The organism is Streptomyces sp. JN8 (assembly GCF_055808075.1).
On the sequence record NZ_CM147852.1, the window covers coordinates 6203117 to 6221950 of the forward strand.

An 18834-nucleotide genomic window follows, 5' to 3' on the forward strand; every position below is an offset into this window, starting at 1 on the left:
GCGCCGGGGGCGGGACGGGCGGAACCGGGGAGGGCGGGGACGTCGGTGGCGACGGAGCGTTACGGGGGCTCATGCCGCGCCAACTACCCCGCCGCCGTCCGCGTTACGGGGGCGCGCGGAAGCATGGTGCTGCTCAGCCGCGCGCTCTCGGCCTCCGGGCGCCTCCGCGGCGGCTACCAGCCGCGCTCGCGCCACACGGGGAGCGAGGGCCGCTCGTCACCGAGCGTGGTGTCCTTGCCGTGCCCCGGGTAGATCCAGGACTCGTCGGGCAGAACGGCGAAGAGCTTGGTCTCCACGTCGTGGATCAGGCTCGCGAAGGCCTCGGGGTCCTTCCAGGTGTTGCCCACCCCGCCGGGGAAGAGGCAGTCGCCGGTGAAGACGTGCGGGTGGCCGTGCGGGTCGTCGTAGACGAGGGCGATCGACCCCGGGGTGTGCCCGACCAGGCGGCGCGCGGTCAGCTCGACCCGGCCCACCCGGATCACGTCCCCGTCCTCGACGGGCACGTCGGTCGCGACTGGGATGCCGTCGGCGTCGTACGCGCCGGCGTACGTCACCGCGCCGGTCGCGGCGACCACGTCGGCGAGCGCCTGCCAGTGGTCCCCGTGCCGGTGGGTGGTGACGACGGACGCGATGCCGTCGTCACCGATCAGGGTCAGGAGGGTGTCCGTGTCGTTGGCCGCGTCGATCAGCAGCTGCTCGCCGGTGGCCCGGCAGCGCAGCAGGTACGCGTTGTTGTCCATCGGGCCGACCGCGACCTTCGAGATCATCAGGTCCGTCAGCTCGTGCACGTCCGCCGCCCCGCCGACCTTCACCGCTCCGCTGTACGTCATGCGCTCAGACTAGTCCCGCCCACCGACGGCGGGAGGCCGTGGACGCTAGAGCGGGGGGAGCTTCGGCAGCGGGCCGCCCGTGGTCCGCAGTGCCGCGCCGTCGCGCCGTCCGGCCAGCCAGCCGAGGATCTCGGGGGCGGGGCCCGTGACGGCCACCCCGCCGGAGGTGCCGCCGGTCTTCCACTCCCGGCCGTCGTCGGCCCGGAGGGACGTCGCCGGGACGCTCTCCAGTCCGGCGAAGCGGTCGGCGAGGAAGGCGGTCTCGCGGTCGGTGAACTCCTCCGGCAGGTCCTCCAGCTCGTAGCCGACGCCCAGGTCGACGTGGTGGAGGTCGACCTCGGCCCAGCGGCGGAAGGGGATCCGGGAGGCGCTGTCGAGGACCCCGTTGCGGAGCTCGACGGTCCGGCTCCAGTCGGCGGGCTCGGCGCCCAGGGCCTGGAAGCGGTCCGCGGTCGCGCGCAGGTCGGCGAGCTGGACGTCGAGCGGGCGGCCGGAGTCGCGCTCGATGTCCGCGTCCCGGGTCGCGGCGTCCGGGTACATCGGGAGGCCCCGGAGGACGTTCACCAGGGCGTCGGCGTTCCGGGCGACGTGGGCGAGCACGTGGCCGCGGGTCCACCCGGGCAGCCGTGACGGCTCGGCCCCGGCGGCGTTGTCCAGGGAGGCGGCCGCCGCCAGCAGCCTTTCGGTCGCTGCGCGGACGTGAGCGAGGTCGCGTTCGTGGTCGATCATGGCGCCGACCTTAGTGGCAGCCGGGTACCGCCACTCGATCGGGTGAACAGGTCTCCGCGCGTCCGGAAATCGAATGTGCGTGCTATAGGCTCGAAGGAAGCATCCGGCATCCTTGAAGCGTTGGGTGTGACAGGCACATCAGCTCGCCGCAGCACTCGTCCTGCGGCACCCGCTCTCTGCAGCATCCGCTCTCTGAAGAAAGGTGCGGACCGGCGTGGCCGACCGTCTCATCGTCCGTGGCGCTCGTGAGCACAACCTCAAGAACGTCTCGCTCGACCTCCCGCGCGACTCCCTGATCGTCTTCACCGGACTCTCGGGGTCGGGCAAGTCCTCCCTCGCGTTCGACACGATCTTCGCCGAGGGGCAGCGCCGCTACGTCGAGTCGCTCTCCTCCTACGCCCGGCAGTTCCTCGGCCAGATGGACAAGCCGGACGTCGACTTCATCGAAGGCCTGTCGCCCGCGGTCTCCATCGACCAGAAGTCGACCTCGCGCAACCCGCGCTCGACGGTCGGCACCATCACGGAGGTCTACGACTACCTCCGCCTGCTCTTCGCCCGCATCGGCAAGCCGCACTGTCCCGAGTGTCACCGGCCGATCTCCCGCCAGTCGCCCCAGGCCATCGTCGACAAGGTCCTGGAGCTCCCCGAGGGCAGCCGCTTCCAGGTGCTCTCCCCGCTCGTGCGCGAGCGCAAGGGCGAGTTCGTCGACCTCTTCGCCGACCTCCAGACCAAGGGCTACAGCCGCGCCCGCGTGGACGGCGTGACCGTACAGCTGAGCGAACCGCCGACGCTGAAGAAGCAGGAGAAGCACACGATCGAGGTGGTCGTCGACCGCCTCACCGTGAAGGACAGCGCCAAGCGCCGCCTCACCGACTCCGTCGAGACCGCCCTCGGGCTCTCCGGCGGCATGGTCGTGCTCGACTTCGTCGACCTCGCCGAGGACGACCCCGAGCGCGAGCGGATGTACTCGGAGCACCTCTACTGCCCGTACGACGACCTGTCCTTCGAGGAGCTGGAGCCGCGCTCCTTCTCCTTCAACTCGCCGTTCGGCGCCTGCCCCGACTGCACCGGCATCGGCACCCGCATGGAGGTCGACCCGGAGCTGATCGTCCCCGACGAGGACAAGTCCCTCGACGACGGAGCGATCCACCCCTGGTCGCACGGCCACACCAAGGAGTACTTCGGCCGGCTCATCGGCGGCCTGTCGCAGGCCCTCGGCTTCCGCACGGACCTGCCGTACGCGGCACTGCCGCAGCGCGCCAAGAAGGCCCTGATGTACGGCCACAAGACCCAGGTAGAGGTGCGCTACCGCAACCGGTACGGCCGCGAGCGGGCGTACACGACGCCGGCCTTCGAGGGCGCCGTCTCCTTCGTCAAGCGGCGGCACACCGAGGCCGAGAGCGACTCCAGCCGCGAGCGCTTCGAGGGCTACATGCGCGAGGTGCCGTGCCCCACCTGCGAGGGCACCCGCCTCAAGCCGATCGTCCTCGCCGTCACGGTCATGGAGAAGTCCATCGCCGAGGTCTCCGCGATGTCGATCAGCGACTGCGCCGAGTTCCTCTCCCGCCTCCGGCTGAACGCCCGGGACAAGAAGATCGCCGAGCGGGTCCTCAAGGAGGTCAACGAGCGGCTCCGCTTCCTCGTCGACGTCGGCCTCGACTACCTCTCGCTCAACCGCGCCGCGGGCACCCTCTCCGGCGGCGAGGCCCAGCGCATCCGGCTCGCCACCCAGATCGGCTCCGGCCTGGTCGGCGTGCTGTACGTGCTCGACGAGCCGTCCATCGGTCTCCACCAGCGCGACAACCACCGGCTCATCGAGACCCTCGTGCGCCTCCGGGACATGGGCAACACGCTGATCGTCGTCGAGCACGACGAGGACACGATCAAGGTCGCCGACTGGATCGTCGACATCGGCCCCGGCGCCGGTGAGCACGGCGGCAAGGTCGTCCACTCCGGCACCTTGAAGGAGCTCCTCGGCAACGAGGAGTCGATGACCGGGCAGTACCTCTCGGGCCGCCGGGAGATCCCGACGCCCGACGTCCGCCGCCCGGTCGACCCCGGCCGCCGGCTCACCGTGCACGGCGCCCGCGAGAACAACCTGCAGGACATCGACGTCTCCTTCCCGCTCGGCGTCCTCACCGCCGTCACCGGCGTCTCCGGATCCGGCAAGTCCACCCTGGTCAACGACATCCTCTACACCCACCTGGCGCGCGAGCTGAACGGCGCCAAGTCGGTGCCCGGACGGCACACCCGGGTGGACGGCGACGACCTCGTGGACAAGGTCGTGCACGTCGACCAGTCCCCGATCGGCCGCACCCCGCGGTCGAACCCGGCGACGTACACCGGCGTCTTCGACCACGTCCGCAAGCTCTTCGCCGAGACGATGGAGGCCAAGGTCCGGGGCTACCTGCCCGGCCGGTTCTCCTTCAACGTCAAGGGCGGCCGCTGCGAGAACTGCTCCGGCGACGGCACGATCAAGATCGAGATGAACTTCCTCCCGGACGTCTACGTCCCGTGCGAGGTCTGCCACGGCGACCGGTACAACCGGGAGACCCTGGAGGTCCACTACAAGGGCAAGTCCATCGCCGAGGTCCTGAACATGCCGATCGAGGAGGCCCTGGACTTCTTCGAGGCCGTCCCGACCATCGCGCGCCACCTGCGCACGCTCAACGAGGTCGGCCTCGGGTACGTCCGGCTCGGCCAGTCCGCGCCGACCCTCTCGGGCGGCGAGGCGCAGCGCGTGAAGCTCGCCTCCGAGCTCCAGAAGCGCTCCACCGGCCGCACGGTCTACGTCCTGGACGAGCCGACCACCGGTCTGCACTTCGAGGACATCTCCAAGCTGATCAAGGTCCTCTCCGGACTGGTCGACAAGGGCAACTCGGTGATCGTCATCGAGCACAACCTCGATGTGATCAAGACCGCCGACTGGCTCATCGACATGGGCCCCGAGGGCGGCAGCGGCGGCGGCCTGGTCGTCGCCGAGGGCACGCCCGAGGAGGTCGCCTCGGTCCCGGCGAGCCACACCGGCAAGTTCCTCCGCGAGATCCTCGGCGCGGACCGGGTCAGCGACTCCGGGGCGACCGTCCCCGCGGCCCGCGGGACCAGGAAGACCGCGGCGAAGAAGGCCCCGGCCAAGGCGACCGCCACCAAGGCCGCCGCGACCAAGGCGACCGCGGGCGCGAAGACGACCGCCGCGAGCAGGACGGCCGCCAAGAAGACGGCCACCAAGGCGACCGCCACCAAGGCCGCCGCGAAGAAGGCGACGACCCGGGCCCGCAAGGCCTGACGTCCCCGGCAGGGCCCCCCTCCGCGGGGGCCCTGCCCCGTCCCGGGCCCGGTCCGCACCGAGCCGCCCCGCACCGGTGCGGACCCCGGGCCCGGCCGCCGGCGGCGGACACCACGCCGGTATCGTCGGTTCGGCACGCATTGCCCCGATCCCCCCCGTGGAGCACCCATGTCCGGCCAGTCCAGCCGCCGCACCGTCCTGAAGGGCGCCGCTCTCGCCGGTGCCGCCGGGCTGGGAGTCGCCGCCTGCTCCACCGAGTCCAAGGTCGGCCACGCCGGGGTCCCGACCCCGACGGCCCCGGTCGCCCTGGGTGCCCCGGACGAGGTCCCCGTCGGCGGCGCCAAGCTCTACCGCGAGCAGAAGGTCGTGGTGAGCTGCCCGGCCGAGGGGCAGTACAAGGCGTTCAGCGCCCAGTGCACCCACGCCGGCTGCGTCCTCGACAAGATCGAGGACAACGAGGGCAACTGCCCCTGCCACGGCAGCCGCTTCGACGTGACCACGGGCAAGGCGCTCAAGGGCCCGGCCACCGTCCCGCTCCCCGCCGTCCCGATCCGCGTCGAGAACGGCGAGCTGATCGCGGGCCCGGAGGCCACGCCCAAGGCCTGACCGGCCCCGGACACCGGGCGGCACACCCGCCCGGGAGCTGCCGGGCGCGACACCCGCCCGCCCCGACCCGGCACCGGACGGCCGGCGTCCGCCGCGCGCGTCACCAGGCCGACACCGGCCCGGCACCCGCCTCACACGTCACCGGCCCGGCGCCCGCCCTGCCCCGCGCTCGCCCCGGCCCGGCGCCCGCTCCGCCCCGCGCTCGCCCCGGCTCGGCGCCCGCCCGGCCCTGCGCTCGCCCCGGCCCTGCGCTCGCACCGGCCCGCGCTGCGCCTACGGCCCGCCCCGGCCCGGCGCCCGCCCCGCGCGACACCCGCCCCACCCGGAATGGAGCCCGGTCAGGCCCAGTCCCAGTCGATGCCCAGGATCCCCGGGCGCACCCCCTGCTCCACGACGTGCACCGTGCGGTGGCGGCCGCTCACCGTCAGTTCCGCGCGGCCGCCGCGCGGCGCGCCCGCCGACGCCTGCGCGAACCGCCGGCACCGCACCGGCAGCGCCGCCTCGTCGAAGCGCACCTGCAGCACGTACTGGCCGCCCGCGAAGCTGAACCCCCGCACGTACTCCCGGCTCGGCCCGCCCGTACCGTCCTCGAACCCGTACGAGAAGAGGTACGTGTCCCCGGCGCGCAGCCGCGTGTCGAAGAGCAGCTCCGCGACGACCACCCCCGTGCCCGCGTCCCAGCGCACCCGCCCGGTCCGGCAGTTCTCCGCCGCCCGCACCGCGACCCGCGACGGGTCGCAGCCCGCGTCCCCGTGGTGGATGGCCAGATAGCGGTCCACACCGTCCCGGTGCGCCCGGACCACCTGCTGCGACTCCCGCCCGACCAGCTCCCGTCCGGCCCCGATCCGGACCCGTTCGTGGTGCCCCACCGTGTGCAGCCCGCCGTCCGTCGGCGACTCCAGACCGGCGAGGAGCCCCTCGACCGACCCGGACGCCTCCACCAGCGACCGGTACGACCGGGCCGCCGGGCGCTCCACCTCGGCCCGCGCGGCCGCGTCCTCCGTGAGCAGCCGGAGCAGCGAGTTCCCCGGCAGCTGGAGCACCTCCTCCAGAGCGCGGACCGCCTTCAGCGACTCCGGCCGCTGGGGGCGCCGGGCCCCCTGCTGCCAGTAGCTCAGGCTCGTCACCCCGACCTTGACGCCCCGGTGCGCGAGATGGTGCTGGACCCGCTGGAGCGGCAGTCCGCGCACGGCCAGCGCGGTGCGCAGGGCCAGATGGAAGGGGCCTGTGTGCAGGAGCTGCACCAGATCGGCCTCGGTGTGGCTCACGAGGACTCCTCGGTGAACGTTCACGACGGGGGAGCGGACCGACGCGCCGCGCGGGGTGGGCGGGCAGGTGGGCCGAGGGCGTCCGTTCACACCCGGGTCACACCGTTCACAGTCCGATGTCACTCCGCATTGAAGCGGGTTGACCGGATCCGGACAACGGCAGATGCTCCAGACCAGCGTCCGGACGCGCTCCTCCACCCCCCACCCCCCACCCCCACCCCCCACACGACCCCCACATCCCCACCCCCCGCTCCAGGGAGGAACGCGATGCGCAGAAGGAAGCTGAACCTCGCGGCACTCGCCGCGGCAGCCCTCTTCCTCGTCCCCACCACCTCGGCGTCCGCGGCACCCGCCGGCGAGGACGCCGCCGCCCTCGGCTCCAAGCGGCTGAACATCACCATGCAGGCCCAGCAGAAGACCAACTGGTGCTGGGCGGCCGGCGGCAACACCATCGCCACCTGGTTCGGCCGCGCCTACAGCCAGAACCAGTTCTGCAACGCCGCCTTCAACCGCCAGCAGGGCTACGACTGCCCCAACAACCAGGCCACCCTCGGCAACGTCCAGACCGGCCTGAGCTGGGCCGGCGTCAACCCCGGCTCCTACGTCACCGGGTGGCTGCGCTACTCCACCGTCCAGACCGAGATCAACGCCGACCGGCCGGTCGAGACCCGCATCCAGTGGGCCGGAGGCGGTGGCCACATGCACGTGATCTACGGCTACGACGACGCCGACAGCTGGGTCTACTGGGGCGATCCCTGGCCGTCCAGCAACCGCTACAACTGGGCCTCGCACGCCTGGTACGTCAACAACAGCACCTTCTCCTGGACCCACTCGCTCTACCGGATAGGGGCGTGACGACGATGAACGCACGTGCCGCGGGAGCCGGGCTCCTCGCCGCCTCCGCCCTCGTCCTGCTCGGCGCGCTGCCGGCCCGCGCCGACGGGCTGCCGCCCGCGACGACGGCGCCCACGGCCGAGCAGGCGGCCTCGGCGCCCGGCACCCTCGCCACCCTGTCCCGGTTCTTCGCCCGGGACGGCGCCGTCGCCCGCTCGGCGGCCGCGCCGCGGGTCGAGGCCGGGTCCGTGCCGGTGCGGATCCTCTCGCCGGACTTCGTCGCCGGGAAGCCGGGGGCGCCGGTCGCCCGGGTCGAGTTCCGGGCCAGCAGGGCGGTCTCCTCCGACGGGCAGAAGGCCTCCCTGTGGACCGCCGAGCAGCCGGGCGGCGGCTGGCAGGTCGTCAACATCGCCACCGGCGACGACGAGGTCCGGTACGCGGAGATGGGCGGCGGCGGACTGGTGTTCCGCGAGCCGCAGATCGACGCGTGGTACGTCCAGAAGGGGGCGAAGGTGCTGCCGCTGGACGAGGACGCGGTACGGGCCGTCGGCCGGAACGGGACGAGTCTGGCCGGCTACCGGGAGCGGGTGGCCCGGACGTACGGGGACAAGCTCCCCGGCTCGGCCTACGCGAAGAAGGGCACGGCCGGGGGGTACGGCGTGCCGGGGACAGACGCGTCGGCGGCGGGTCCCATGACCGGGCCTGCGGCTGCGGCTGCGGCTGAGCCGTGGGCTGGGGCTGGGGCGACGGTGGCGTCGGCGACGGCGGGGGCGGGTGCCGGGTTGGCCCTGCTGCTGGTGTCGGTGGCGGCGGTCCGGCGGCGCCGGGCCACCACCCGGGAGCTCTGACCCGCTCCGCCCCCAGGGCGGGCACTCGTCCCCAGGACGGTGCCCGCCCCGTCGGCCTCCCGTTCCGCTGGGGGCAGGCGCCCCTGCTGGAGCGCCGCCCCCTGATCACAGCCGGCCGCCCCACCGGGGCGGCGCCGCAGGGCGCGGTGCGGTGCGACCGCTTCCAGGCGACCCGCTGCCCGAGACCCCCACGGCCAGACCGCCAGGCAGTCACAGGCCCGCGGGCCACGTTCTTCCGGCTGGGTCAGCGGGCCAGGTAGCCGCCGTCCACCGGGAGGATCGCGCCCGTGATGAAGGACGCCTCCTCCGACGCCAGGAAGACGATCGCCGACGCCACCTCCTCCGGCGTCCCGAAGCGGCCCATCGGGTGGCCGCGGGCCACCTCCGCCAGGTACTCCGGGCCGCCCGGTTCGTCGCGGGCCGCCGCCACCCGTTCCGTCTCGATCGTGCCCGGGGCCACCGCGTTCACCCGGATCCCGTGCTCCGCCCACTCCACCGCCAGGTGCTTCGTCAGCCCCGTGGCCACGAACTTCGCCGGGCCGTAGACCGCCTGCCGGGCCTGTCCGGCCACGCCCGAGATCGACGACGTGCAGACGATCGCCCCGCCGCCCGACACGAGCATCGCCTCGATCGCGTACTTGCAGGTCAGGAACATGCCCCGGCCGTCCACCGCCATCACCCGGTCGAAGTCGGCGGCCTCCGCCTCGGTGACGGAGAGGAGCGGGATCACCCCCGCGTTCGCCACCAGGACGTCCAGCCGCCCGAAGCGGTCCACCGCCGTGGCGACCATGCGCCGGGCGTCCTCCTCGCGGGACACGTCGCCGACCACCGGGACGACCCCCGGCAGCGTCGCCAGCCGGTCGCCGTCCAGGTCGGCCGCGACGACGCGCGCGCCCTCCCGCAGGAACCGCTCCGCCGTCGCCCGGCCGATCCCGCTCGCCGCGCCCGTGATCACGCAGACCCGGTCCGCCAGCCGTCCCACCGCTCGATTCGCCATGCCCCGCCAACGAGCGGGCGCGGCCGGAGTGTCGGTGCCCGCCAGTAGGGTGGGGAGCATGGCCGACCCCTCCAGCTACCGCCCCAAGCCGGGTCAGATCCCCGACTCGCCGGGGGTCTACAAGTTCCGCGACGAGCACCGCCGGGTGATCTACGTGGGGAAGGCGAAGTCCCTCCGCCAGCGGCTCGCCAACTACTTCCAGCCGCTGACGGGCCTGCACCCGCGGACGGCCACCATGGTGACCACCGCGGCCTCCGTGGAATGGACCGTCGTGTCGACCGAGGTCGAGGCGCTCCAGCTGGAGTACTCCTGGATCAAGGAGTACGACCCCCGGTTCAACGTGAAGTACCGGGACGACAAGAGCTACCCGTACCTCGCGGTGACGATGAACGAGGAGTTCCCCCGCGTCCAGGTCCTGCGCGGCCAGAAGAAGAAGGGCGTGCGCTACTTCGGGCCGTACGCGCACGCGTGGGCGATCCGCGAGACCGTCGACCTGATGCTGCGGGTCTTCCCGGTGCGCACCTGCTCCGCGGGTGTCTTCCGGAACGCGGCGTCCGCCGGGAGGCCCTGCCTCCTGGGCTACATCGGGAAGTGCTCGGCGCCCTGCGTCGGCCGCGTCACCCCCGAGGAGCACCGGGAACTGGCCGAGGAGTTCAGCGACTTCATGGCCGGCCGCACCGGTACGTACATCCGCCGGCTGGAGAAGCAGATGATGCTCGCGGCCGAGGACATGGAGTACGAGAGGGCGGCGCGGCTCCGCGACGACATAGAGGCGCTGCGCCGGGCCATGGAGAAGAGCGCGGTCGTGCTCGCCGACGCCACGGACGCCGACCTGATCGCGCTCGCGGAGGACGAGCTGGAGGCGGCGGTGCAGATCTTCCACGTGCGCGGCGGCCGCGTCCGCGGCCAGCGCGGCTGGGTCACCGACAAGGTCGAGGCGGTGGACACGGCCGGACTCGTCGAGCACGCGATCCAGCAGCTGTACGGCGAGGAGAGCGGGGACACGGTGCCCAAGGAGGTCCTGGTCCCGGCGCTGCCCGAGGACGTCGAGGCCGTCACCGCCTGGCTCTCCGGCCGCCGCGGGTCCAACGTCTCCCTGCGGATCCCGCAGCGCGGCGACAAGAAGGACCTGATGGAGACCGTCGCGCGCAACGCCCAGCAGGCGCTCGTCCTGCACAAGACGAAGCGCGCCAGCGACCTGACCACCCGCTCCCGCGCCCTGGAGGAGATCGCCGAGGCGCTGGACCTGGACTCGGCGCCGCTGCGGATCGAGTGCTTCGACATCTCGCACCTCCAGGGCGACGACGTGGTGGCCTCGATGGTGGTCTTCGAGGACGGACTGCCCCGCAAGAGCGAGTACCGCCGCTTCCAGATCAAGGGGCGCGTCGGCGACACCCAGGTCTGGCACGGCGAGGGCCAGGACGACGTGCGGTCCATGCACGAGGTGATCAGCCGCCGCTTCCGCCGCTACCTCCTGGAGAAGGAGAAGACGGGGGAGTGGGACCCCGAGGGCGTCGTCGAGGACGAGGAGGAGAGCGGCCGGCCCAAGCGCTTCGCGTACCCGCCCCAGCTCGTCGTGGTGGACGGCGGGCAGCCGCAGGTGGCGGCGGCCCGGCGGGCCCTCGACGAGCTCGGGATCACCGACATCGCGGTGTGCGGCCTGGCCAAGCGCCTGGAGGAGGTGTGGCTGCCCGGTGACGACGACCCGGTGGTCCTGCCCCGCTCCAGCGAGGGCCTGTACCTCCTCCAGCGGGTACGTGACACGGCTCACGACTTCGCCATCCGCTACCAGCGGTCCAAGCGGGCCAAACGCATCAGGACCAGCCCCCTCGACGCGGTGCCCGGCCTCGGTGACACGCGGAAACAGGCGTTGATCAAGCATTTCGGCTCGGTGAAGCGGCTCCGGCAGGCGACAATCGAGCAGATCTGCGAGATCCCCGGCATGGGCCGCAAGACCGCGGAGGCGGTCGTCGTGGCCCTCGCGCAGACGGCCCCGGCCGGACCCGCCGTGAACACGGCGACAGGAGAGATCATGGATGACGACGGGGGCGGCACGGCATGACCGCGCACGAGCAGGACCGGAACGAACCGCAAGACCAGCACGACCGAGAAGACGGAGCAGGACACGTGAGTACGGGCACGAAGGAGATCCCCGGCGACAACGGCGCCGAGGCGGCCATTCCGGAGCTGGTGATCATCTCCGGCATGTCCGGAGCCGGCCGGTCCACCGCGGCGAAGTGTCTGGAGGACCTCGGCTGGTTCGTCGTGGACAACCTGCCGCCCGCGCTGATCCCCACCATGGTGGAGCTCGGCGCCCGCTCCCAGGGCAACGTCGCCCGGATCGCCGTCGTCGTGGACGTCCGCGGCCGGCAGTTCTTCGACAACCTGCGGGAGTCCCTCGCCGACCTGGACGCCAAGCAGGTCACCCGCCGGATCGTCTTCCTGGAGTCGTCCGACGACGCCCTCGTCCGGCGCTTCGAGTCGGTCCGCCGCCCGCACCCGCTCCAGGGCGACGGCCGCATCACCGACGGCATCGCCGCCGAGCGCGACCTGCTGCGCGAGCTGCGCGGGGACGCCGACCTGGTGATCGACACCTCCAGCCTGAACGTGCACGAGCTGCGCGCCAAGATGGACGCCCAGTTCGCCGGGGACGAGGAGCCCGAGCTGCGGGCCACCGTCATGTCCTTCGGGTTCAAGTACGGCCTGCCGGTCGACGCCGACCTCGTGGTGGACATGCGCTTCCTGCCGAACCCGCACTGGGTCCCCGAGCTGCGCCCCTTCACCGGCCTCAACGAGGAGGTGTCGAACTACGTCTACAACCAGCCCGGCGCCAAGGAGTTCCTGGACCGCTACACGGAGCTGCTCCAGCTGATCGCCGCGGGCTACCGACGCGAGGGCAAGCGGTACGTGACCATCGCGGTCGGCTGCACGGGCGGCAAGCACCGCTCCGTCGCCACCGCCGAGCGGCTCGCCGCCCGGATCGCCGCCGAAGGGGTCGAGACCGTCGTCGTGCACCGGGACATGGGGCGCGAGTGAAGCCCTACCGTCGACGTGCCTCCACCCTCTCGGTGCGGCGTACGCTCCGCAGGCGCGGCGCCCAGCCGAAGGTGGTCGCGCTCGGCGGCGGGATGGGCCTCTCCGCCTCCCTCGCCGCCCTCCGCCGGATCACCGGCGACCTCACCGCCGTCGTCACCGTCGCCGACGACGGGGGTTCCAGCGGCCGGCTCCGGGAGGAGCTGGGCGTGCTGCCCCCGGGCGACCTCCGCAAGGCGCTCGCGGCCCTCTGCGGCGACGACGACTGGGGCCAGACCTGGGCCCGGGTCATCCAGCACCGCTTCCAGTCCAAGGGCGAGATCAACGGCCACGCCGTCGGCAACCTGCTGATCGTCGCCCTCTGGGAGCAGCTCGGCGACCCCGTGCAGGCCCTCGACCTGGTGGGCCGGCTGCTCGGCGCCCAGGGCCGGGTGCTGCCCATGTCCGCCGTACCCCTGGAGCTCCAGGCCCTGGTCAGGGGCCACGACCCGGAGCGCCCGGACGACGTGGACACCGTGTGCGGTCAGGCGACCGTGGCGCTCACCCCGGGCGAGGTGCAGTCCGTGCACCTCGTGCCGAACGACCCGCCGGCGGTGCCGGAGGCGGTCGAGGCGGTTCTGGACGCGGACTGGGTGGTCCTCGGCCCGGGGTCCTGGTTCTCCTCGGTGATCCCGCACCTCCTCGTGCCCGAACTGCTCGACGCGCTGGCCGAGACGAAGGCCCGGAAGGTGCTCTCGCTGAACCTCGCGCCGCAGCCCGGAGAAACCGAGGGCTTCTCCCCGCAGCGTCATTTGGAGGTTTTGGGACGACACGCCCCTAAACTCGCCCTGGACGTGGTGCTGGCCGACGAGGCCGCCGTGCCCGACGTGTCAGCGAGGGAGCCCCTCGTCGATGCCGCCAAGCGGCTCGGCGCCGCGGTCGAGCTGGCACCGGTGGCCGGGCCCGACGGCTCCGCGAAGCATGACCCGGAGCTGCTGGCCGCCGCGTACGACCGTATTTTTCGGATGCATGGAAGGATCGGCCCATGGCGATGACGGCAGCGGTGAAGGACGAGATCTCCCGGCTTCCCGTCACCCGGACCTGCTGCAGGAAGGCAGAGGTCTCGTCGATCCTGCGGTTCGCGGGCGGGCTGCACCTGGTGAGCGGCCGCATCGTGATCGAGGCGGAGCTGGACACCGCGATGGCGGCGCGCCGGCTCAAGCGGGACATCCTGGAGATCTTCGGGCACAGCTCGGAGCTCATCGTCATGGCCCCCGGCGGGCTGCGGCGCGGCTCGCGCTTCGTGGTGCGGGTGGTCGCCGGCGGCGACCAGCTGGCCCGCCAGACGGGTCTGGTCGACGGCCGGGGCCGGCCCATCCGGGGCCTCCCCCCGCAGGTGGTCTCCGGCGCGACCTGCGACGCCGAGGCGGCCTGGCGGGGCGCGTTCCTCGCGCACGGCTCGCTGACCGAGCCGGGCCGGTCCTCCTCCCTGGAGGTGACCTGCCCCGGCCCCGAGGCGGCGCTCGCCCTGGTCGGCGCGGCGCGCCGGCTCTCCATCGCGGCGAAGGCCCGTGAGGTGCGGGGGGTGGACCGGGTCGTCGTCCGCGACGGCGACGCGATCGGCGCCCTGCTGACCCGGCTCGGCGCGCACGAGTCGGTGCTCGCCTGGGAGGAGCGGCGGATGCGGCGCGAGGTCCGCGCCACCGCCAACCGCCTGGCCAACTTCGACGACGCCAACCTGCGCCGTTCGGCGCGAGCCGCGGTCGCCGCCGGGGCCCGGGTGCAGCGCGCCCTGGAGATCCTCGGCGAGGAGGTGCCCGAGCACCTCGCGGCGGCCGGCCGGCTCCGGATGGAGCACAAGCAGGCCTCCCTGGAGGAGCTGGGCGCGCTCGCCGACCCGCCGCTGACGAAGGACGCGGTGGCCGGCCGGATCCGCCGACTGCTGGCCATGGCCGACAAGCGGGCGCAGGACCTGGGCATCCCCGGGACCGAGTCCAACCTCACCGAGGAGCTGGACGACAGCCTGGTCGGCTGACCGGATCACCCTTCGTACGGAATTCCGAACTCCGGGCTGCCGGTGCCTTTCTGAGGCACCGGCAGCTTTTCCGTACCCCCCGCGAGGCACCCTTGACAGGTCCATGGGCGCCCATGAGCCTGGCGTCTGTTCACCTTCGTGACGGACCACAGCAAGGGGGGCTCATGAGACGCAGAGCGAGATCGATCCTCGCCGCGGCTTCACTGCTGATCGCGGGTATGGCGGCGACACCCGTCGCCGGAGCGCAGCCGAACGACCGGGACGGCGGTGACGCCCTCTCCGTATGGCGTGCCGAGGTCACCAAGGAGCAGGTTCCGCTGCTCCTCGACGCGGGTGCCGACGCCCACGAACTGACCGAGCGGGTGCCCGCGAAGGGCTCCGCGACGGTCGAGCTCTTCCTCACCGGCCGCCAGGCGGACCGGCTGCGCGGCCAGGGCGTCGAGATCGCCGAGCACGACCTGACCGCCTCCGCCGAGAAGCGGGTGGCGGCCGCCGGCGACGGCGTCTTCCGCCCGTACGGCGGCCCGAACGGCCTCAAGCAGGAGATCATCGACACCGCCCGGGCCAACCCCGGGATCACCAAGGTCGTCTCCCTCGGCAGGACCGTGAAGGGGCAGGACATCCTCGCCCTCAAGATCAGCAAGGGCGCCCCGCGGGTCGAGGACGGCTCCAAGCCCGCCACGCTCTACATGTCCAACCAGCACGCGCGCGAGTGGATCACCCCCGAGATGACCCGGCGGCTGATGCACCACTACCTCGACGGCTACGGCAAGGACGAGCGGATCACCCGGATCGTCGACTCCACCGAGCTGTGGTTCGTGCTCTCCGCCAACCCGGACGGCTACGACTTCACGCACGCCGACCCCGCCAACCGGCAGTGGCGCAAGAACCTCCGCGACAACGACGGCGACGGCCGCGTCACCTCCGGCGACGGCGTCGACCTGAACCGCAACTTCGCCTACAAGTGGGGCTACGACAACGAGGGCTCCTCGCCCGACCCGGCCGACGAGACCTTCCGCGGCAAGGGCCCCATGTCGGAGCCCGAGACCCGGGCCGTCGACGCCTTCCAGAAGCGCATCGGCTTCGCCTACGGCATCAACTACCACTCGGCCGCGCAGCTCCTGCTGTACGGCGTCGGCTGGCAGGTCGCCACCGACACCCCCGACGACGTGGCCCTCAAGGCCCTCGCCGGCACCCCGCAGAACTCGGCCGTCCCCGGCTACCGGCCGCAGGTGTCCTCGGAGCTCTACATCACCAACGGCGAGGCGGACGGACACGCCGCCAACGTCAACGGGATGCAGATGTTCACCCCCGAGATGTCGACCTGCGCCACCGCCTCCCGGGTCGACCCGAACGACGCCTGGAACCCGGCCGACTGCGCCTCCGTCTTCACCTTCCCGGACGACGAGAAGCTGATCCAGGCCGAGTTCGCCAAGAACATCCCCTTCGCGCTCGCCGTCGCCGAGACCGCCGCCCACCCGGACCGGCCCGTCTCCCCGGTCGGCATCGACGCCCCCGACTTCACGCCGAAGGCCTTCACCACCTCCTACGCCCGCGGCGGCGACCAGGAGATCGCGGTCACCGCACGCGCGTCCCTGCGCGGCAAGACCCTGAAGTACCGGATCAACGGCGGCCGCACCCGCACCGGGGGACTCGACGCGTGGAAGGGCGGCGAGACCTACGGCGGCGAGGACAACCTCTACTTCGACGAGTACCGCGGCGAGGTCGAGGACGCCCGGCCCGGCGACTCCGTCGAGGTCTGGTTCACCGCCCGCACCCGTGAGGGCCGGTCCACCTCCTCCGCCCCCTTCACCTACCGGGTCGCCGAGCGTCCCCGCGGGGACGTGCTCGTCCTCGCCGACGAGGGCGGCACCACCGCCTCGGCCCACACCGGCGCGTACGTCGCGGCGCTCGCCGCCAACGGCCGGAGGGCCGCCGTCTGGGACGTCGCCACCCAGGGCGCCCCGGACGCCCTCGGCGTGCTCTCCCACTTCCGCACGGTGGTCTGGTACACCGGCGCCGAGCGGCCCTCCGGGGCCACCCAGCTCGCCGTCCGCGCCTACCTCAACGAGGGCGGCAAGCTGATCAACACCGGCGAGAAGTCCGGCGGACTCACCCAGGTCGGCCTGGCCGAGACCAACGACTTCGCCCAGTACTACCTCGGCGCCTACCACCGGGCCGGCCTCAAGGACCCGACCGCCTTCGCCGGCGCCGGGGCCTTCAGGGGCGTCGGCGCGGGCCTCGGCGCCTCCGCCGGAAACCCCCTGGACAACGCGGGCGCGTACACCGTCACCTCCGACACCCTGAAGCCGAAGGAGTTCCCGCAGTTCGCGAGCAGCGCCTCCGCCGGCTCCTACCCGGGCGTCCGGATGCCCTTCGAGCCCGCCGAGGGCGCGACCTTCGCCGCGGTCAAGCACGCCGACGACACCTGGGCCCGGCTCAGCAGGACCGTCGACCTCACCGCGGTCCCCGCCGCGCTCGCCCCGCGCCTGGACTTCCAGGTCAGCTACGACACCGAGCCCGGCTACGACAACCTCGTGGTCGAGGCCCACACCGTCGGCCAGGACGACTGGACGACCCTGCCCGACCGCAACGGCGGCACCTCCACCGAGGCGCCCGCCGACTGCGGCGAGGGCTACTACGTCCGCGGCCACCCCTTCCTCGCCCACTACCTCACCGTCGGCGAGGACGGCTGCGCCACCACCGGCACCACCGGCTCCTGGAACGCCTTCACCGGCCCCTCCAACGGCTGGCGGCAGGCCTCCGTCGACCTGAGCGCCTGGGCCGGGAAGAAGGTCGAGCTGTCGATCTCCTACGTCTCCGACCCCGGCACCGGCGAGATGGGCGCCTTCGTCGACGACACCCGGCTCGTCACCGGGGCCGCCACCGAGGCCGAGGGATTCGAGACCGGCCTCGGCGCCTGGACCGTACCGGGGCCGCCCGCCGGCAGCCCCGGCAACGGCTCCGACTGGACGCGCTCCGCCGCGCTCTTCCACTCCCAGGCCGCGGTCACCACGCGTGACACCGTCCTCCTCGGCTACGGCCTGGAGCAGGTGCCCCGCGCGACCGACCGGGCACGCCTCCTGGGCCGCGCCCTGCAGGTGCTCCGGCGCTGACGGAGAGTAGTCGGGACGAAGGTCCTCCGGCGGCCCGTACCCGTTGCCAGGTATGGGCCGTCGGCCTTTCTCCCTCACTTTCCGGGCTCGTACGGATGCGCAGGATGTCACTGCGGGGGCCCTGTAGGGGTAGGGTCGTAAGCGGTCGGGGACATCCCAGAAAACAAAAATCTCGCCGGCGTCGAGCACACCGGCGTAGCTAACGAGGAGATCGGTTCGTGACGATCCGCGTAGGCATCAACGGCTTTGGCCGCATCGGCCGGAACTACTTCCGCGCGCTCCTTGAGCAGGGTGCGGACATCGAGATCGTGGCTGTCAACGACCTGGGTGACACCAAGACCACGGCCCACCTGCTGAAGTACGACACCATCCTGGGCCGCCTCAAGGCCGAGGTGACCCACACCGCCGACACCATCACCGTCGACGGGCACACCATCAAGGTGCTCTCCGAGCGCAACCCGGCCGACATCCCCTGGGGCGAGCTGGGCGTCGACATCGTCATCGAGTCGACCGGCATCTTCACCAAGAAGGCCGACGCCGAGAAGCACATCGCCGGCGGTGCGAAGAAGGTCCTCATCTCGGCTCCGGCCAGCGACGAGGACATCACCATCGTCATGGGTGTCAACCAGGACAAGTACGACCCCGCGCAGCACAACGTCATCTCGAACGCGTCCTGCACCACGAACTGCGTGGCGCCGATGGCGAAGGTCCTCGACGAGAACTTCGGCATCGTCAAGGGCCTGATGACCACGGTCCACGCGTACACGAACGACCAGCGCATCCTGGACTTCCCGCACAAGGACCTGCGCCGCGCCCGCGCCGCCGCGGAGAACATCATCCCGACCACGACGGGCGCCGCCAAGGCCACCGCCCTGGTCCTCCCGCAGCTCAAGGGCAAGCTGGACGGCATCGCCATGCGCGTCCCGGTCCCGACCGGCTCCGCCACCGACCTGGTCGTCACCCTCGACCGCGAGGTCACCAAGGACGAGGTCAACGCCGCGTTCAAGAAGGCCGCCGACGACGGCGACCTCAAGGGCATCCTGTTCTACACCGAGGACCCCATCGTCTCCTCGGACATCGTCAGCGACCCGGCGTCCTGCACGTTCGACGCCTCCCTGACCATGGTCCAGGAAGGCAACACGGTCAAGATCCTCGGCTGGTACGACAACGAGTGGGGCTACTCCAACCGTCTCGTCGACCTCACCGTCTTCGTCGGCGGCCAGCTCTAAGCTCTAGGGTTCAGGGCAGGCCTTCGATGTGAGCAGGGCTCGGG

At 72.4% G+C, this 18834-nt stretch carries 14 protein-coding genes; 10 read left to right on the plus strand and 4 right to left on the minus strand.

Features of this window, described 5'->3' with window-relative positions; genetic code table 11:
* Positions 1 to 173: 173 nt before the first annotated feature.
* Positions 174 to 830 (minus strand): MBL fold metallo-hydrolase, encoded by a 657-nt coding sequence (locus ACY0MR_RS27310; protein WP_473555907.1) that lies wholly within the window; start codon positions 828 to 830, stop codon positions 174 to 176.
* A 45-nt stretch (positions 831 to 875) separates the two neighbouring features.
* Entirely contained in the window at positions 876 to 1559 is a 684-nt protein-coding gene (locus ACY0MR_RS27315; RefSeq protein ID WP_388802524.1) for a maleylpyruvate isomerase family mycothiol-dependent enzyme, read from the minus strand.
* Positions 1560 to 1773: 214 nt separating this feature from the next.
* On the opposite strand from ACY0MR_RS27315, the gene uvrA reads away from it, so the two are divergent.
* Both uvrA and ACY0MR_RS27325 read left to right on the plus strand, forming a co-directional pair.
* Positions 1774 to 4845 (plus strand): excinuclease ABC subunit UvrA, encoded by a 3072-nt coding sequence (uvrA, locus tag ACY0MR_RS27320; RefSeq protein ID WP_388802527.1) that lies wholly within the window; start codon positions 1774 to 1776, stop codon positions 4843 to 4845.
* A gap of 168 nt (positions 4846 to 5013) precedes the next feature.
* Positions 5014 to 5451, plus strand: coding sequence for a Rieske (2Fe-2S) protein (locus tag ACY0MR_RS27325; RefSeq protein WP_388802530.1), 438 nt, complete (start codon positions 5014 to 5016; stop codon positions 5449 to 5451).
* Positions 5452 to 5789: 338 nt separating this feature from the next.
* Here ACY0MR_RS27325 and ACY0MR_RS27330 read toward each other — a convergent pair whose 3' ends face one another.
* On the minus strand, positions 5790 to 6719 hold the full coding sequence (locus ACY0MR_RS27330; RefSeq protein ID WP_388802533.1) for a hypothetical protein: 930 nt from the start codon (positions 6717 to 6719) through the stop codon (positions 5790 to 5792).
* A 267-nt stretch (positions 6720 to 6986) separates the two neighbouring features.
* Between ACY0MR_RS27330 and ACY0MR_RS27335 the strand changes: the two genes are divergently transcribed.
* The gene (locus tag ACY0MR_RS27335) at positions 6987 to 7574 is read left to right on the plus strand and encodes a papain-like cysteine protease family protein (protein ID WP_388802536.1); all 588 of its coding nucleotides are present in this window, start codon (positions 6987 to 6989) and stop codon (positions 7572 to 7574) included.
* 5 nt (positions 7575 to 7579) lie between these two features.
* On the plus strand, positions 7580 to 8401 hold the full coding sequence (locus ACY0MR_RS27340) for a hypothetical protein (RefSeq protein WP_473555911.1): 822 nt from the start codon (positions 7580 to 7582) through the stop codon (positions 8399 to 8401).
* Between the two features lie 244 nt (positions 8402 to 8645).
* Here ACY0MR_RS27340 and ACY0MR_RS27345 read toward each other — a convergent pair whose 3' ends face one another.
* Positions 8646 to 9458, minus strand: a complete 813-nt coding sequence (locus ACY0MR_RS27345) for an SDR family NAD(P)-dependent oxidoreductase (protein ID WP_388802543.1) — start codon at positions 9456 to 9458, stop codon at positions 8646 to 8648.
* Here ACY0MR_RS27345 and uvrC point away from each other — a divergent pair.
* From uvrC to gap, 6 genes are all read left to right on the plus strand, one after another.
* Positions 9457 to 11460: an excinuclease ABC subunit UvrC gene (gene uvrC / locus ACY0MR_RS27350; RefSeq protein WP_361850038.1), complete on the plus strand. Its 2004-nt coding sequence runs from the start codon at positions 9457 to 9459 to the stop codon at positions 11458 to 11460. The genes ACY0MR_RS27345 and uvrC overlap by 2 nt on opposite strands.
* Positions 11457 to 12434 carry an RNase adapter RapZ gene (rapZ, locus tag ACY0MR_RS27355; protein WP_361850040.1) on the plus strand — a complete coding sequence of 326 codons (978 nt, stop codon included), beginning with the start codon at positions 11457 to 11459 and terminating at the stop codon, positions 12432 to 12434. The genes uvrC and rapZ overlap by 4 nt, the downstream gene beginning before the upstream one ends.
* Entirely contained in the window at positions 12323 to 13465 is a 1143-nt protein-coding gene (locus ACY0MR_RS27360) for a gluconeogenesis factor YvcK family protein (protein ID WP_388802818.1), read from the plus strand. Before rapZ ends, ACY0MR_RS27360 begins: the two co-directional genes overlap by 112 nt.
* Positions 13456 to 14445, plus strand: coding sequence for a DNA-binding protein WhiA (gene whiA, locus ACY0MR_RS27365; RefSeq protein WP_030205188.1), 990 nt, complete (start codon positions 13456 to 13458; stop codon positions 14443 to 14445). Before ACY0MR_RS27360 ends, whiA begins: the two co-directional genes overlap by 10 nt.
* Positions 14446 to 14609: 164 nt before the next feature.
* Positions 14610 to 17561: a M14 family metallopeptidase gene (locus ACY0MR_RS27370; RefSeq protein WP_473555915.1), complete on the plus strand. Its 2952-nt coding sequence runs from the start codon at positions 14610 to 14612 to the stop codon at positions 17559 to 17561.
* A 218-nt stretch (positions 17562 to 17779) separates the two neighbouring features.
* Complete coding sequence (gene gap / locus ACY0MR_RS27375) at positions 17780 to 18790, plus strand: type I glyceraldehyde-3-phosphate dehydrogenase (protein WP_148004601.1); 1011 nt, start codon at positions 17780 to 17782, stop codon at positions 18788 to 18790.
* The last annotated feature ends 44 nt before the right edge of the window (positions 18791 to 18834 follow it).

What these genes read in the sequence shown, in the direction of transcription:
- ACY0MR_RS27310 (WP_473555907.1), bottom strand. Translation starts at nt 830, where the DNA reads ATGACGTACAGCGGAGCGGTGAAGGTCGGCGGGGCGGCGGACGTGCAC.
- ACY0MR_RS27315 (WP_388802524.1), bottom strand. Translation starts at nt 1,559, where the DNA reads ATGATCGACCACGAACGCGACCTCGCTCACGTCCGCGCAGCGACCGAA.
- ACY0MR_RS27325 (WP_388802530.1), top strand. Translation starts at nt 5,014, where the DNA reads ATGTCCGGCCAGTCCAGCCGCCGCACCGTCCTGAAGGGCGCCGCTCTC.
- ACY0MR_RS27335 (WP_388802536.1), top strand. Translation starts at nt 6,987, where the DNA reads ATGCGCAGAAGGAAGCTGAACCTCGCGGCACTCGCCGCGGCAGCCCTC.
- ACY0MR_RS27340 (WP_473555911.1), top strand. Translation starts at nt 7,580, where the DNA reads ATGAACGCACGTGCCGCGGGAGCCGGGCTCCTCGCCGCCTCCGCCCTC.
- uvrC (WP_361850038.1), top strand. Translation starts at nt 9,457, where the DNA reads ATGGCCGACCCCTCCAGCTACCGCCCCAAGCCGGGTCAGATCCCCGAC.
- ACY0MR_RS27345 (WP_388802543.1), bottom strand. Translation starts at nt 9,458, where the DNA reads ATGCTCCCCACCCTACTGGCGGGCACCGACACTCCGGCCGCGCCCGCT.
- rapZ (WP_361850040.1), top strand. Translation starts at nt 11,457, where the DNA reads ATGACCGCGCACGAGCAGGACCGGAACGAACCGCAAGACCAGCACGAC.
- whiA (WP_030205188.1), top strand. Translation starts at nt 13,456, where the DNA reads ATGGCGATGACGGCAGCGGTGAAGGACGAGATCTCCCGGCTTCCCGTC.
- ACY0MR_RS27370 (WP_473555915.1), top strand. Translation starts at nt 14,610, where the DNA reads ATGAGACGCAGAGCGAGATCGATCCTCGCCGCGGCTTCACTGCTGATC.